Below are 14,002 nucleotides of genomic sequence, written 5' to 3'. Positions count from 1 at the left end.
ATATAATTTAATTATTTTTAGCCCTTAAAAATTAAACGTTAACTGACCAATTAAATATTCGCCAGTTTGCAAACATCCTCTTAAGGTGACAATAAAGTGACCTTTAAAGGGGCACATTCCTTTTAGGTTTAGCTCCAGGTAAAAATATGAAGTTTATTAGCTCTTTTTTCCACTCAAATCATCGAGCACATTTTTCATAAATCGTTGTAGTTTTTCATTTTCATTAATTTTTTTGCCATAAGGCCCATAGTTATCAAGACCAACAGAAAAATTAATTGAACCCGCTGAAAAAATCTTACTTCCAGAAGGAGTGATAAGTTTGATTGCATCTGCTGGCGAATACGTACCGTATTTTGACATAGCATCTGAATGAAACAAGACAGTAGCTGTTCCTTGGCTACAGCCTGGAGCATATTCGTTCCACTCCCCGCCAACAACATTTGTGATATGCTCCCCTAGTTGAAAACCTGTGCCTTTAAACCAAGGGTCTTTATCTACACTTTGCAAAACAACATAGTCAGAACGATTCGCACCATTTGCACCTACATTATATTTTTCTCCGGTCAAAAGACATTCTGGGCGAGGAGGGGTGAGTAATTCATATCTAATCGTTTTTAAAGAAGGGTTTGGCTCTGGGTCAAGGTTTTTTTCTCTATAGACTACAAGTGTTCTGCCGTTATTTTCATACCTATCTTGCCAATAGATAAAATTAGCGCCCATAAAAGCTAAATTGACTCCCGAATCTCTCGCGCTTTCAAAAGCATCTCGAGTTTGCTTACTCCAATATTCATCATGGGTCATTGAAATAAGTAGTTTATATTTTTTTAAGTCTTCCGGTGATTGGTCAATATCATAATCCGTTGTGTAAGAAACATCATAGCCATTTTTTTCTAAAAAGCGCACCATATTGTATTCACGGCTGAAAGGACCATTGGACATAATAAGTAGTGGTCTATCGAAGGATACTTTATAGGCTCTTTCTTTATAAGCTTGTCTTTTATCTTTAGGTGCGGTACTTCTATATAAACTCTTGCCACCCCACTCATTATAAGCTTGCCAAGTATTAAAAGACGCTTTAACCAAAATAGTGGATTTTTTATCAGGAGCCGCTTTTATAATAAAGGGAATAGGCTTTTCATAAACTTCTTTTTTATCCGTCAGAACTGGTAAAGCAAAGTAGTAACCACTTACCCAATTATTAGGAACTATCAATTTATCGGTAACTGGCCAAGTATTTCTAAGCTCGCCCGTATCTAAGTCCATCGCTCCAGTAGGGTAAAATTGTCCCGGCTTATCTACTGAACAGCTAGGCAAACAAGCCACTTTTCTTGCGCCTACACCCTTATACCAACCTAATCGATAAATATCTAAGCGATAATGGCCAGGCAGATTAAGCATGCGAACATGAAACTCTAAATTGTCTCCAGGCGCGGCACTCGTAGTAGAAGCATATCCTTCGATTAAAGGCTCCTTTTTCTTCCACAACTGTTCATCCCATCCTGGCGTACCAGGCAAGGCGTTTTCTTCTACAATGGGATTTTGTATCGGCGTCATTTTAACAGGGCTGGAAAATGCAGAATGAAAGAGTAAGGCAGAGAGAAAAAACGATGATGTCCTAAAAATAGATAATTTTCTGTTAAAATCCACTTAAAATCTCCTGAAATGCGGAAGGTAAAATAATTTACTTTGTATTTTTAGTATCTTTAGAAGCTCCAAAATTGTCAAAAGTTTATACTCAAGCTGGCAAGGCTTCTAAAAACCAGGCAGCGAATTGTTAGATAATTTAAAATATTATTCAAGCTCTTTAGCAACTGGTTACAAATTGGTTCATTTTTAATTGGTCAATCAGTTAACCAGGATTTTAATTATAACTATGTATATCATCGCTTTAGAATGTCACGGATTTGTACTTAAAAAATTCCCATTTGCCATCCGTAGTTTAGTGTCTATTATTAAAAAGATAGCTTTTATTAAAAAGATAGCTTTGTAATGAAATTAACAGTTTTAGGGATAAGGAGAGTAAAATGGAACATTTACATCAAGAGCCACAGAGTCATTTTAGCCCAAGGCCATTACATAGACGAGTTAAGCAACGATTTGTTGAAGTAATCCATGATAGTCGTGATGGCATTGCTCATGCACAATCAGCAATAAAAAATTATTCTGGCTCAGCTGTACAAAAAATTATTGACAGGCCGCTTCCTTATTTATTGGCAGCTAGTGCTCTCGGCTTTTTATTATCTTCTATGTTTCGCCATCACCATAAGTAAAAACAAGATATTACAGTTAAATGCATCCCGCGAATAAGTCGCGGGACATAGATGAGAAAACTTATAAGACTTTAATTTTATCTTTAAGACGGTTAAAGTCTAACTTAAGAGAAAAACGCTTTATCTATTTAAAAATTGGAAATGGCTTAGCAAGCTTTTTCCTTGCCAACGTTCTGCGACCTATTCGCAGGATCCAATAATGTAGTTAGCTCGTTAGACCCACATAAGTCAAAGGATATAGTAAAAAAGCCGATGGCTTAACGTTTTTAACTAAAAAGCACACTGCTTTATATTACAATTATTTGTTCATACTGGAGGAAAATATGCAAGAAAAACAACCGCCACAACATCAAAACCAGCAACCTGGCATTGAATCAGAAATGTCGCCAAAACCTGAATATCTTTCTCCATCTTATAAAGGTAGCGATAAATTAAAAGATAAAGTCGCTTTAATTACTGGCGGCGATAGTGGTATTGGTCGTGCTGTTGCATGTGCATTTGCGCTAGAGGGTGCAAAAGTGTTAGTGCACTATCTTAATGAAGAAGAAGATGCCAAAGAAACGAAAAGAATTATTGAAGAAGAATTAGGCGGACAATGCCATATAATGGCACGTAACTTACAAACTTATCAAGCCTGTGAAGAAGTAGTTCAGGAGGCCCTTAATCAGTTTAAGCAATTAGATATTATAATTAATAATTGTGCTGAACAACATCCACAAAAGTCTTTTGAAGACATTAGTTGTGAGCAATTAGAGGAAACCTTTAAAACAAACTTTTTTTCTTATTTTTATATGATAAAAGCAGCACTACCTCATTTAAAAAAAGGAAACGCTATTGTCAATACTACTTCAGTTACAGCCTATAAAGGTAGTGATCATTTAATAGATTATTCATCAACGAAGGGAGCAATTATTGCTTTTACTCGCTCGCTTTCACAAAATTTAATAAAAAAAGGAATTCGAGTTAATGCGGTTGCACCAGGGCCTATTTGGACACCGTTAATTCCTGCCACATTCTCCAAAGAAGAAGTGGCTGAATTTGGTGGGCAGGTTCCTATGCAGCGTGCTGGCCAACCTGCAGAGATGGCGCCAGCTTATGTTTACTTAGCCTCCGAAGACTCTTCTTACATGACAGGCCAAGTTCTTCACCCTAATGGCGGCGTGATTGTTAATGGCTGATTATGGTCATTTAAAATGGTATTAACGTAGTAAACTTGCAGCCTTTAGCTAGGCTGCAACATTAAAACACTAAAAACTCTTAGTTTTAAATTGAAAATCTGTTAGCAAGATTTATGTATATTAGTAAGGCACAAAGAAATTATCAAAGCTGTTTTTCCTAGGTAATCATTACTTAAAAGAGAACAACCCTTAACATAGAAGAATAGTATGAATCCGTTGCATGTCATTTAGCAGAGCCTGAAGCGTATTTTCATCCCCTATTATACTTATAAGACACTGTTTAATTTCTTTTCGAAATTTAACGTAAATTAACTCACAGACATCTTCTTTACACTTTTTAAGATCTAGGCAAGCTCTCAAAATACCCTCCTTAGTCGATGACGAAAAATATAATAAATTATTTATTAAATTATTAAGGAATAAATACTCTAAATCAATGAGACTACTTTCAACAGATTTAAACATACTTAGTAATGTATAATTTAATGTGTCTCTCTCTCTTTGAATTTGCTCAAGTATAGTAACGAGTGAAACGATATTATTTTTAGATAATAATACTGTTTCAAACGCTGTATTGTAGCTGTAAATAAATTCCTTTAATTTAGTAGAATTTATAAGGTTTTTGCTGCCTAAAATACCAATAGTATCCACTATATCATTACCCGTCGATGAGCCTGCACCTGCGCTAGATGGCTCAAGTAGCTCTTTAAGTTGATCAGGTCCAGCTTTAACAAAATTAGCAAGGTATAATTGAGACTTTAATATAATATTATCTATTGAGCCCCATATTAGAGGGCTATTTTTATCTTCAATTAATAGTTGTTTTTTACAAATTTTACTAAAATAATCTTTCTTTTTGATTAAGTTATTAAACAATACTTTCGCCTTTATTAAATCTAGCTTAAATAATAAGAAATTAAGACCTGTATCATCAAGAAAAAGTACTGTTTTAAAGCCTGCTAGCTGTAGATTATTAAAAAATTCGTAATCGCCTCGTTGGTATTTAACGGCCTGATCTTCGCTACTGCTCATTTGAGCAATTAAACCACTATAGAAGTCTAAACCTATATGTGCAATTGATCTGCCAAGGTATCTCGATAATACAGCTAAGCAAACACCTTGATCCTCTAATAGATAGCTTAAATTAATTATCGCCTGCTTATTAACCGCAACTGGCGGTATATGCTCTAGTATAATCTGAGAGAATTTAATAGTGGGAAACAAACTACTAAGCTTAGGATTATCTAAACTACATTCAATATCAGGGTTATATTGACTACCCGGTAAATTCATTGTTAAGAATTCATTAGGAGGATGTAATGTCTTATGGTCTAACTGAGGCAAACGTACACCTTGCAAAAGAACACTGTCTTTACAATTATTACCGCATCCAATCACAATTTTATCTTGTGTTTTAGGCTTAACAGAGGCTGGTTTCATATTAAATTCTTAATATGACTTTAATACTAGCAATTATAAAATAGTAAGATTATGGCAATATTAATAAAGTCAAAAATTAAGGCGAAAATAGCTAAAATATACAATTTATAGAAAAATTGTAATAAAAACTCAAGCTTATTAGGCTAATATTAATTTATAACTAAATAAATATCGTATAGCACTGCTCCCTAAACTTTCGAAAGCGCCGGTTAGCGAGCGGAATGAAATGTAGGTAATGGACTACACTACAGCTTATTGAGGAAAAATCATGCGAAAAATCCTGCTATTTTACTTAGCAGTTATATCGACTTGTTTCTCTATGCCTTCACTAGACTTATTCCAAGAAAAGACTGCCAATAATTATAACTTAATGGCTATAATAACTGCCATTTTTAACCCTCCTCTCGAAACGCAAGTTCGGGAGGTAGATCCCTTAAATGACATCAAGCAGATGCTGCAAAAAGAAGGCAGTTCATTAAACGGTGCGGTAATTGATAAAGTATTAACCACTTTAAAATGTGCTTCTCAATATAATGTTGAGCATAATAATGTTTTAACTATTATTGATTACTCACTGCCTTCTAGCGAGAAAAGGCTGTGGGTTTTTGACTTACAAGAAAAAAAATTGCTTTTCCATACTTATGTTTCACATGGCATTAATTCGGGCACTTTATTAACTAATTACTTTTCCAATAAATATAATAGTAAGGCCAGCAGTATTGGCGTTTATGAAACAGAAAAAGCTTATTATGGGCGTGAAGGTTTGTCATTACAGTTAACAGGATTAGATAGAAGTTTTAATGACAATGCAGCTAGTCGCGCTATTGTTATGCATCCAGGATGGTATGTTGAAGAAAGCTTTATCAAAAAATATGGTCGAGCTGGCCGTAGTTGGGGCTGCCCTGCTCTTCCTGAGAACTTAAGTGAATCAATTATCAATGCAATAAAAGATAAATCATTATTAGTTATTTATTATCCAAACGATAAGTGGTTTGCTAAATCAAAGTTTTTAAATTGTGATAATAGCCAAATAATTAGTAAAAATAATTTAAATCTTCTACCTGAACTTAAGCCAGATGCCAATAGCATTCCTCTAGAAGAGATTTTGTATGTTGACTTAAATAAAAATAATAGGCGCGAGGAAAATGAACCTATTTTAGCCATTGCAGCTGATAATTACGAACGTCTCTTTCAAAAAAAAGCGCCACTAACAAGAATGCTGCGCCGCCAAATTAATAATATGGAATATGTTGCTTTAAATAGATCTGAATTTAAAACGTTAATGGACACGAATAATGTTCTTTTAAACACCAACAAAAGTGATGTAAATGCTGTTTACTTTGTTATTCCTGAAGTAAAAATGCGACGCGGTTATTATGAAACATTCATGAAAATTATTGTTTTAGGTAAACCTAAAGATGTACGACTAAATAGTGCCTCCCTGGTCGATAATGGTGATGCAAAAAGCTACAATGTTTACTTCGATACCCAATCCTTCATTAGTCTTAAATCTTCCAAGCAATTTATTCGTTGGCTTGGGCTTTAGCAAAGACTTCTGCGAAAGCTGTTTGTGTCGAGACAAGTTTAAGCGAAAAAAGCGCTGAAAAGCACAGTAGTTTATAGAGCGCTTTTTCATTTGAAGTTAAAGTAATAACCATTTCTAAAGCAGCTTATTGGCTAATACGAACCTCACAATGTTCATCAATTTCCAAATGAGCAGGCAATGAGTTTAAATTATTATCTGGAAAAATGACACGAAAGCCTGGCTCTAGAATTTGCCCTAAAGGGTTAGCAGAGATTTCAGAAGCACCAATTTCAAGTCGTCTTTGTGACAACAAAGCACACATAGTTTCTACCTTATTATACTCTTTTAATTTTTCCTGACACTGATATAAAATCTTTTCTGCTTTCTGCTGATAGAAAGCTGGGTTATGGCTTGGGTCTGTAAGATTAGCTAATAATTCTTTAGCATTTTGAGTGGGCGCATGCTTAAGATTATGCTTAAAAATAGTAAGCCATTTAGACGAGTATTTATCAGGCAGATAACGTAAAAGTGCACAACGCTTAGTTGAAAAAATGGGGTTGGTAATATCAATGGCCAATACATCTGCAACAAATTTATTGGTTATTAGACCTTTATCAACCAACCTTTGTATAATTATTTGATCAGATAATGCTTTTACTGGCGCAAGCCAAGCATGATCAGCATCATGTTGAGCCGTTTCTGGAAAATGACTTAAAGCCTTAGTAAGAGCTGCCTCATAATCAGCCCGCGATATAACAAGAGGCGCATGTTGATAAGACAATAATCTTTCATCAATAAAAAAAGAACTAGGAATAGCAATGAAAGCTTGTTTTAAATCATTAGGTAATGCATCTGATACAAAATTAACTTCAACCGGACAAAATAAAGGTCGCAATTGTTCCTGCCAAGACAACTCAGTATAAGGGTAGCTTTGTGAAAGTTTTTTAACCCCCTTGTTAACGTGATTCGCCAACTCTTTTGCTGAGACCAGCGTTGTTAAAATAGCGGCTAATTTTGTGTCAGGTTTTCGGCCACCTAAATCTAATGGCCTATTTGTCGTCCACCAATCATTATAGGGATTATAAATTTCTTTCATAATTGGTCCGCCTTGGCCATGACATCCTGAACAGCGTAACCGCTTACCAAATTGTGGTTGTTTTGGATTAAGCTGGCGGTGCAAGTATTGATTATCAGCAAAAATTGCTAAGGAATCACCGCGATAAAACCATTGCCCTTTCTCACCATCGCCACGTAATTCATAAAAATTATAAACTTTTTTATTATAGTCCCAAGCAATAGCCTCAATCATTAAAGCGCCCTTAGTAGGCTCTTGGCTCGCAATGAGGTAACCCTCATTATCAATATCTGTAAAATGGCCGAAGAAAAATTCCCCAGACTCAATGGTAGGCCCTTCCTCTACACTACCTGTAACTATCTCAAATAAGCTGAAACTACCTAAACTTGGATTATGAAAACCACGATTAGCTACTAAGGTCGTTTTTAAAATAAGGTGCTGTGCTTTTAATAAATCTCTAAAGGCAAAGACATTGGTAGGACAACTAGAGTTTCGCTCAATAATTAATCTTAAAGCATCGCCTGTAGCTGGCGCTGCCTGATTATTAGAATCTAAAAAAGTACAGGCAGACCTACTTACTACATTGACGCTTATAAATAATAAAAAAATGATAGTACGTAACATCCTGTTATCCTTTTACATAAGACACTTTGCATAACTTTATAATTGTCTAAGTTACCTAATAGCTAAACAAAATAACGCAAGCCAATAGCTTCTTTTACTTCTGTTAGTGTTTTCTTTGCTACTTCTCTTGCTGCAAAGGTGCCTGTGCTTAAGATATCTAGCACTTCCTCACGCTTAAAGGATGCTCGTTTTTCACGTATTGGCTCTAGTAATGACTCGAGTGTCGCCGTTAGCAATTTCTTGATGACTGAATCGCCTAAGCCACCGCGCTTATAGTGATCTTTTAAAGCCTCTACCTCTTCTTTATCAGGGTGAAACGCATCTAAGTAGGCAAAAACAACATTACCTTCGACTTTACCAGGATCACTAACTCGCAAATGATTAGGATCCGTAAACATCATATAAACTTTACGTTTAACTTCTTCTACGCTATCCGCAAGAAAAATAGCATTACCTAACGATTTGCTGGCTTTTGCTTGGCCATCAATTCCTACTAGCCTAGAGGTTTTACTTAAAATAGCTTTGGTTTCTTTCAGGCAATCGGTGTTATAAATTCGATTAAATTTTCTAACAATTTCATTAGTCTGTTCAATCATTGGTACTTGATCATCACCCACCGGTACCGCTTGTGCTTTAAACGCTGTAATGTCGGCAGCTTGGCTAACAGGATAACAAAAAAACCCTGCGGGAATAGATAAATCGTAATTTTTCTGTTGAATTTCTGCCTTGACAGTTGGATTTCTTTCTAAACGACCAAGCGTTACTAAATTAAGAAAATACGTTGTTAATTCTGCAAGTTCAGAAATTTGTGATTGAATAAAAATGGTACTTTTTCTAGGATCAATACCTACAGCTAAATAATCTAGCGCTACTTCATAAACATTTTCAATAATTTTTTCAGGATTTTCAAAATTATCGGTTAAGGCTTGAGTATCAGCAATCATTACAAATTGCTGGTAATCATCCTGTAATGTAACACGATTAGCTAATGAGCCAATATAATGACCTAAATGTAGTTTTCCAGTGGGGCGATCACCGGTAAGAATAACCTTGTTCATGAAAATCCTAATTAAACTAAAAATAAACCTCTAGAGTCTGGCTACACTTGACTTACCAAATAATAAAGTGCACAAGCACTAGAAATAACTTGATCATAAAAGGAATAATGTTAGAAGACAATTGTTGCAGCTAATTGTAGTAAATAATATCGTGACTAGCAAAAGGCACTTTATACTGATAAAAAGTAACTCTTAATAAGCCCATCACTTTCCATGCCTTAGATAAACCCTAAACTTTAAGTTAAGCTAGACAACTTTATATTTGTAATTCTAATGTTACTATTTATTATGAGAGGTTTCCTTTGTTTTGACTGTAACGCTGCTACTATCAAAACTGGAAATTCTCTCTATTTAAATGATAGGTTAGATTACATCGGAATTAATACAAATAAATGAATAAATCTAACAAGTGCTATTAAGATGTTAACCCAGTATCATTATTAGGTCCTTTAGGTGGCTCTGGCTCATTTTGTTTCGGTGGAAATACGCCAAATGCGCCAGGGCTCTTAGGTTTGTCTCCTACAGGATCAGCTTGAGCTGGCTTTTCTTCAATATTTTGTTTAAGAAATATTGCCATTAATTGTTGGTTTGCTTGCGTAGTCTCAACTATAACAGTATCCTGCAACTTTAACGCTTCAGCTGCTTCTCTTACGCTATCGGTCGAACTAAAAAGTATTTTTTGAACTGGAATGTTATTAAAACTTCGTTGTATAAAATCAGATATAATAGCTAAAGGGAAATCATTTGAACCGCTATGGCCTAAGTTAACATCTGAACTAAAAACTATTGACTTTATATTAGGTATCGTTTCATTAATTTTTTTAAACTCTGCCGTTAGCCAGTTTTCTAATGATGCATCATCTGGTATGTCTGCTGAAAGCTTTTGTGAATACTGAGGCTGGCCAAGTTTAGACATCTTCAACCCAGCTCCAGATAAAGCAGAAAAATTATGAGCTGCACCAATTACTAGTTCATTATCATTTGTTACACCGTAGTATAAATAAATTTTAGGCATTTTAAACTCCGTAAATCTCTAATAAAAATAATAAAAATATTATTAAACTTATCATTAATATTTTTATTTCCACTATATTAAAATTTAAATACACTGGTGATTTTTAATAAAGTTTATAGTTATTTTTACCCGTTTTTATTAACTTATCTAAGCTGTTGTTTAAATTTTAATGAAAAATATATTACCATTTTTTCATTAAGAAACTATTATTAAGTAATTTCAATTAACTTAGAATTGAGAAATTTATCTAGTTATTTTTTGAAAAATTCATTGAAAGCATATGAACTTATATTTATATAAAATATCAAAAATATGTTGATTATTTTTTAATATTTTAATACATAACCTTTCACTTTATTCTCTTAATTTACCATCAATGATAAATAATTTATAACTTATACATCATACAAATATTAAATTATATTAATCAATTTATTATCACAATTTATAAGTAACTTACTGATAAAAAACCGAGTTTATTTGACAACATTTTGAATTAGTTCTCGCTTAGCAATATGCGAAGCTCATTTTAAAGCCACTAATTTATATCCAGAATCAATATATAAAAAAACCTTAGAAAACGTCTACCAAAATATATCTTCTAACACGCTTAGAGAAAAATTGATTAAGGGAATCTATAAGGTAGTACGTGAGCATTTTGAAGACTTTTTTCGGCTGAGATTGGCCATTAATGCTAGTTTGGAAAGAGGTCTAATATTAATTTTATAGGCATGACAATTATAGGCTCATAATTTTTGAAACCAAATCAGCTATTATTTGAATTTAAATACTTGTTAGAGCTTCTTAACAAAAGAAGAAATACAAAAATTTATTAAAAGGAGATTGATATGAAAACTGCACTTATTACTGGTGCCAATAGAGGACTAGGCTTAGAGTTTGCTCGTCAATTAAAGAAGAAAGGGTATTATATTATAGGCTGTTGCCGTAATCCATCAAATGCCAATGAACTAAAGGAAGTAGCGGATGAATTAATTAAGTTAGATGTAACTAGTGACAAAGATATAATCTCTTTAAAACAAGCTTTAAATGATAGACCTATTGATTTACTTGTAAATAATGCCGGTACAAGTGGTGAGCAAGGAGTAACAATTGGCAATATTGATAGAAAAAACTTTCTTGACGTTATTAATGTAAATTGTATTAGTGTGGTGAAATTAAGTGATGCCTTGTTAACAAATATAGAGGCAAGTCAGGAAAAAAATATTTTAGTTATTAGCTCAACTATGGGAAGTATTGCTGAAAATCAACGAGGTAGGTCTTATGCTTATCGTACCAGTAAAGCAGCGCTTAATTGTGTCATGCGTAGTTTTGCTATAGATGTGCAACCTAAAGGCATTCATGTCATGCTCATTCATCCGGGGTGGGTAAAAACAGCAATGGGCGGGTCAGAGGCACCAATTGATGCACAAACTAGTGTAGCAAAAATTCTAAAGCAGGCAGAGAAAGAGTTCACCCATAGTCATGCAGAAAAGCTCCTTACTTATGAAGGCGATGTGATAGCTTGGTAATCATGGACGCAGAAGCTATTTTTTAAGACTTCCTTTTGCCAAATTTATTAAATTAGCTCTAGGTAGCAGGTATTCTCCGTATCCACCTATTTCTAGAAAGAGCGGCAAGAAAGGTAGCCTTAAACAGCTATAAGAATGGGTGTTATAATTAAATATAATCAACCAAAATGAGAGGAAAATGAGCATCAGTCTCGTTGAAATTGGCTTATCCTTTCTAGAAGGGTTAGCACTGATTGCCTCGCCTTGTATACTACCAGTATTGCCGCTGGTGCTCGCTGGCTCCGTTGAAGGCGGCCGGAAGCGACCTTTTGGTATCATTGTTGGCTTTGTTGTGGCATTTACTTTGTTTGCACTCCTGTCGCGCCAGCTGGTAGCGACCCTTCATCTTAATCTTGATTACATTAAATACGCCTCACTTTTATTGCTTGCGCTGTTTGGCCTAATCCTCTTATCGAAAAAGTTGTCATTGAAATTTAGTCTGTTAACGCAACGTTTTGCAAATATGGGCAGCAATTTATCAACTAATGCAAAAGAAGGCTTCTTTAGTGGCCTTTTTATTGGTGTATTAATTGGGCTTGTCTGGACACCTTGCGCCGGACCCATTCTTGCTGCAGTGCTAGTGCAAATTATCCGCCAACAAAGCGACCTACAAGCATTTTTTCTAATAGCTTCCTTTGCCGTAGGAGCAGGCATACCGATGCTGGTTATTGCTCTTTTAGGCAGGAAAATAGTTGGTAAACTGGGATTTTTCACGCGCCACGCTGAGACCATACGAAAAGCTTTTGGTGTAATCATTCTACTGGCTGTTATATTGATTGCCTCTGGGGTGGATATACAATCATGGCTAGAAGAAAAAAGAGAAGTGCCTATCGCTAGCACACAAAATAGTCTTATCGACCCACTTTCAAAGCCCTATCAGGCGCCTGAATTTCCCATCAACGGTGTCTGGATTAACAGTCCACCGCTCACTATGGCAAAACTCAAAGGAAAAGTCGTATTGATCGACTTCTGGACTTATTCTTGTATCAATTGTATCCGCACCTTACCATTTCTCACTAACTGGGATAGCAAATACCGAGATAAGGGCCTGGTCATCATTGGTGTTCATGCCCCCGAATTTGAATTTGAAAAAAACAAAAAAAATGTTGAGAACGCTATTGCTACCTATCATATTAACTATCCTGTAGTGCTTGATAATAATCTTGATATCTGGACAAACTTTAATAATCGTTATTGGCCAGCGCATTACCTGATAGATCAAAAAGGCCGTATTATTTACACTCATTTTGGCGAAGGCGATTATGGAATTACCGAGAATAATATTCGCACTTTGCTAAGTTTAAATAAAATGACTATGGCACCTGATGCTGTTGTTTATAGCGCTCTACAAACACCAGAAACCTACTTAGGCAGCGCTCGTCAAAGCAATTTCAGCACTGGTTTAGAACCATTACCGCTTAATCATTGGCGCCTGTTAGGAAAATGGCGCATAGAAGAGGAACGTATAGTCGCTGAAGAGGCAGGGGCTAAATTACAATTACATTTTAACGCCGGTAAGGTGTTTCTTGTTATGGGAGCGCCTAAAGGAAAACCTGTCGAGATAACCATTAAACTCAATGGCAAACTAGTCGGTAAACTGCTTATTGACCAACATAAACTCTATACTTTAATTAATCAACAAGGTTTAAAACAAGGATTGCTCGAAATCACTGCGACCGCCCCAAGGCTCGAGGCTTACGCTTTTACTTTTGGAGAATAGAATGAATAAATCTATTTTTTTAGCCTTTCTATCAATGATGGGATTAGGTTATGTGAACGCATTTGGCCATACAATTCCTAATAAAGAAAGTACACCCTTAACTGAGATGCAAAAATACGTAACGCAACAAAATGGTACTGAGCCCCCCTTTGATAATGCCTACTGGAATAATCATGCAGAAGGCATTTATGTAGATATTCAGTCTGGCGAAGTTTTGTTTTCCTCTAAAGATAAATTTGACTCAGGTACCGGTTGGCCAAGTTTCACCAAACCAATTAATGCGAAAAATATTTATGAAAAAAATGACCTTTCTTTAGGCATGTCTCGAATAGAGATTCGCTCCGTAAAGGGAAACTCCCATCTAGGCCACCTTTTTAATGACGGTCCAGTTGATAAAGGAGGCTTACGATATTGTATCAACTCAGCTGCTCTTAAATTTATCCCCAAAGACAAATTAGTTGAGGAAGGCTATGGTGAGTATCTTAAATTATTTGAATAAGGAACTTTTTCTTAAACCTATCTTTAAAGT

11 protein-coding genes are annotated in these 14,002 nt (G+C 35.1%); 6 read left to right on the top strand and 5 right to left on the bottom strand.

What is annotated here, in order from left to right:
- Window positions 1-156 precede the first annotated feature (156 nt).
- On the bottom strand, window positions 157-1,647 hold the full coding sequence (locus tag ACNVED_RS02185) for a N,N-dimethylformamidase beta subunit family domain-containing protein (RefSeq protein ID WP_419420123.1): 1,491 nt from the start codon (window positions 1,645-1,647) through the stop codon (window positions 157-159).
- Window positions 1,648-2,024: 377 nt separating this feature from the next.
- Here ACNVED_RS02185 and ACNVED_RS02180 point away from each other — a divergent pair, with 377 nt between their 5' ends.
- Window positions 2,025-2,270 carry a hypothetical protein gene (locus ACNVED_RS02180; protein WP_419420122.1) on the top strand — a complete coding sequence of 82 codons (246 nt, stop codon included), beginning with the start codon at window positions 2,025-2,027 and terminating at the stop codon, window positions 2,268-2,270.
- Between the two features lie 323 nt (window positions 2,271-2,593).
- Window positions 2,594-3,448 (top strand): SDR family oxidoreductase, encoded by an 855-nt coding sequence (locus tag ACNVED_RS02175; RefSeq protein ID WP_419420121.1) that lies wholly within the window; start codon window positions 2,594-2,596, stop codon window positions 3,446-3,448.
- Window positions 3,449-3,637: 189 nt separating this feature from the next.
- On the opposite strand, the gene ACNVED_RS02170 is transcribed toward ACNVED_RS02175, so the two are convergent.
- The gene (locus tag ACNVED_RS02170; protein WP_419420120.1) at window positions 3,638-4,888 is read right to left on the bottom strand and encodes a hypothetical protein; all 1,251 of its coding nucleotides are present in this window, start codon (window positions 4,886-4,888) and stop codon (window positions 3,638-3,640) included.
- 268 nt (window positions 4,889-5,156) lie between these two features.
- Here ACNVED_RS02170 and ACNVED_RS02165 point away from each other — a divergent pair, with 268 nt between their 5' ends.
- Complete coding sequence (locus ACNVED_RS02165) at window positions 5,157-6,434, top strand: murein L,D-transpeptidase catalytic domain family protein (protein WP_419420119.1); 1,278 nt, start codon at window positions 5,157-5,159, stop codon at window positions 6,432-6,434.
- 124 nt (window positions 6,435-6,558) lie between these two features.
- Here ACNVED_RS02165 and ACNVED_RS02160 read toward each other — a convergent pair whose 3' ends face one another.
- The 3 genes from ACNVED_RS02160 to ACNVED_RS02150 form a co-directional block, all read right to left on the bottom strand.
- Window positions 6,559-8,112: a hypothetical protein gene (locus tag ACNVED_RS02160; RefSeq protein ID WP_419420118.1), complete on the bottom strand. Its 1,554-nt coding sequence runs from the start codon at window positions 8,110-8,112 to the stop codon at window positions 6,559-6,561.
- Window positions 8,113-8,174: 62 nt separating this feature from the next.
- Window positions 8,175-9,170 (bottom strand): tryptophan--tRNA ligase, encoded by a 996-nt coding sequence (gene trpS, locus ACNVED_RS02155; protein WP_419420117.1) that lies wholly within the window; start codon window positions 9,168-9,170, stop codon window positions 8,175-8,177.
- Between the two features lie 415 nt (window positions 9,171-9,585).
- Entirely contained in the window at window positions 9,586-10,185 is a 600-nt protein-coding gene (locus ACNVED_RS02150) for a hypothetical protein (RefSeq protein ID WP_419420116.1), read from the bottom strand.
- A gap of 848 nt (window positions 10,186-11,033) precedes the next feature.
- On the opposite strand from ACNVED_RS02150, the gene ACNVED_RS02145 reads away from it, so the two are divergent.
- The 3 genes from ACNVED_RS02145 to msrB all read left to right on the top strand — a co-directional run bounded on the left by ACNVED_RS02145 (window position 11,034) and on the right by msrB (window position 13,972).
- Entirely contained in the window at window positions 11,034-11,714 is a 681-nt protein-coding gene (locus tag ACNVED_RS02145) for an SDR family oxidoreductase (protein ID WP_419420115.1), read from the top strand.
- Between the two features lie 178 nt (window positions 11,715-11,892).
- Window positions 11,893-13,473, top strand: coding sequence for a cytochrome c biogenesis protein DipZ (locus ACNVED_RS02140; RefSeq protein ID WP_419420114.1), 1,581 nt, complete (start codon window positions 11,893-11,895; stop codon window positions 13,471-13,473).
- A gap of 37 nt (window positions 13,474-13,510) precedes the next feature.
- On the top strand, window positions 13,511-13,972 hold the full coding sequence (msrB, locus tag ACNVED_RS02135) for a peptide-methionine (R)-S-oxide reductase MsrB (protein WP_419421133.1): 462 nt from the start codon (window positions 13,511-13,513) through the stop codon (window positions 13,970-13,972).
- Window positions 13,973-14,002: the final 30 nt, after the last annotated feature.

Source organism: Legionella sp. D16C41 (assembly GCF_048541585.1).
GTDB lineage: Bacteria > Pseudomonadota > Gammaproteobacteria > Legionellales > Legionellaceae > Legionella_C.
This window is presented reverse-complemented; position numbering and strand designations above follow the sequence as displayed.

Coding starts and splice junctions, on each gene's coding strand:
- ACNVED_RS02180 (WP_419420122.1), top strand. CDS start 2,025: ATGGAACATTTACATCAAGAGCCACAGAGTCATTTTAGCCCAAGGCCA.
- ACNVED_RS02175 (WP_419420121.1), top strand. CDS start 2,594: ATGCAAGAAAAACAACCGCCACAACATCAAAACCAGCAACCTGGCATT.
- ACNVED_RS02170 (WP_419420120.1), bottom strand. CDS start 4,888: ATGAAACCAGCCTCTGTTAAGCCTAAAACACAAGATAAAATTGTGATT.
- ACNVED_RS02165 (WP_419420119.1), top strand. CDS start 5,157: ATGCGAAAAATCCTGCTATTTTACTTAGCAGTTATATCGACTTGTTTC.
- ACNVED_RS02160 (WP_419420118.1), bottom strand. CDS start 8,112: ATGTTACGTACTATCATTTTTTTATTATTTATAAGCGTCAATGTAGTA.
- trpS (WP_419420117.1), bottom strand. CDS start 9,170: ATGAACAAGGTTATTCTTACCGGTGATCGCCCCACTGGAAAACTACAT.
- ACNVED_RS02150 (WP_419420116.1), bottom strand. CDS start 10,185: ATGCCTAAAATTTATTTATACTACGGTGTAACAAATGATAATGAACTA.
- ACNVED_RS02145 (WP_419420115.1), top strand. CDS start 11,034: ATGAAAACTGCACTTATTACTGGTGCCAATAGAGGACTAGGCTTAGAG.
- ACNVED_RS02140 (WP_419420114.1), top strand. CDS start 11,893: ATGAGCATCAGTCTCGTTGAAATTGGCTTATCCTTTCTAGAAGGGTTA.
- msrB (WP_419421133.1), top strand. CDS start 13,511: ATGGGATTAGGTTATGTGAACGCATTTGGCCATACAATTCCTAATAAA.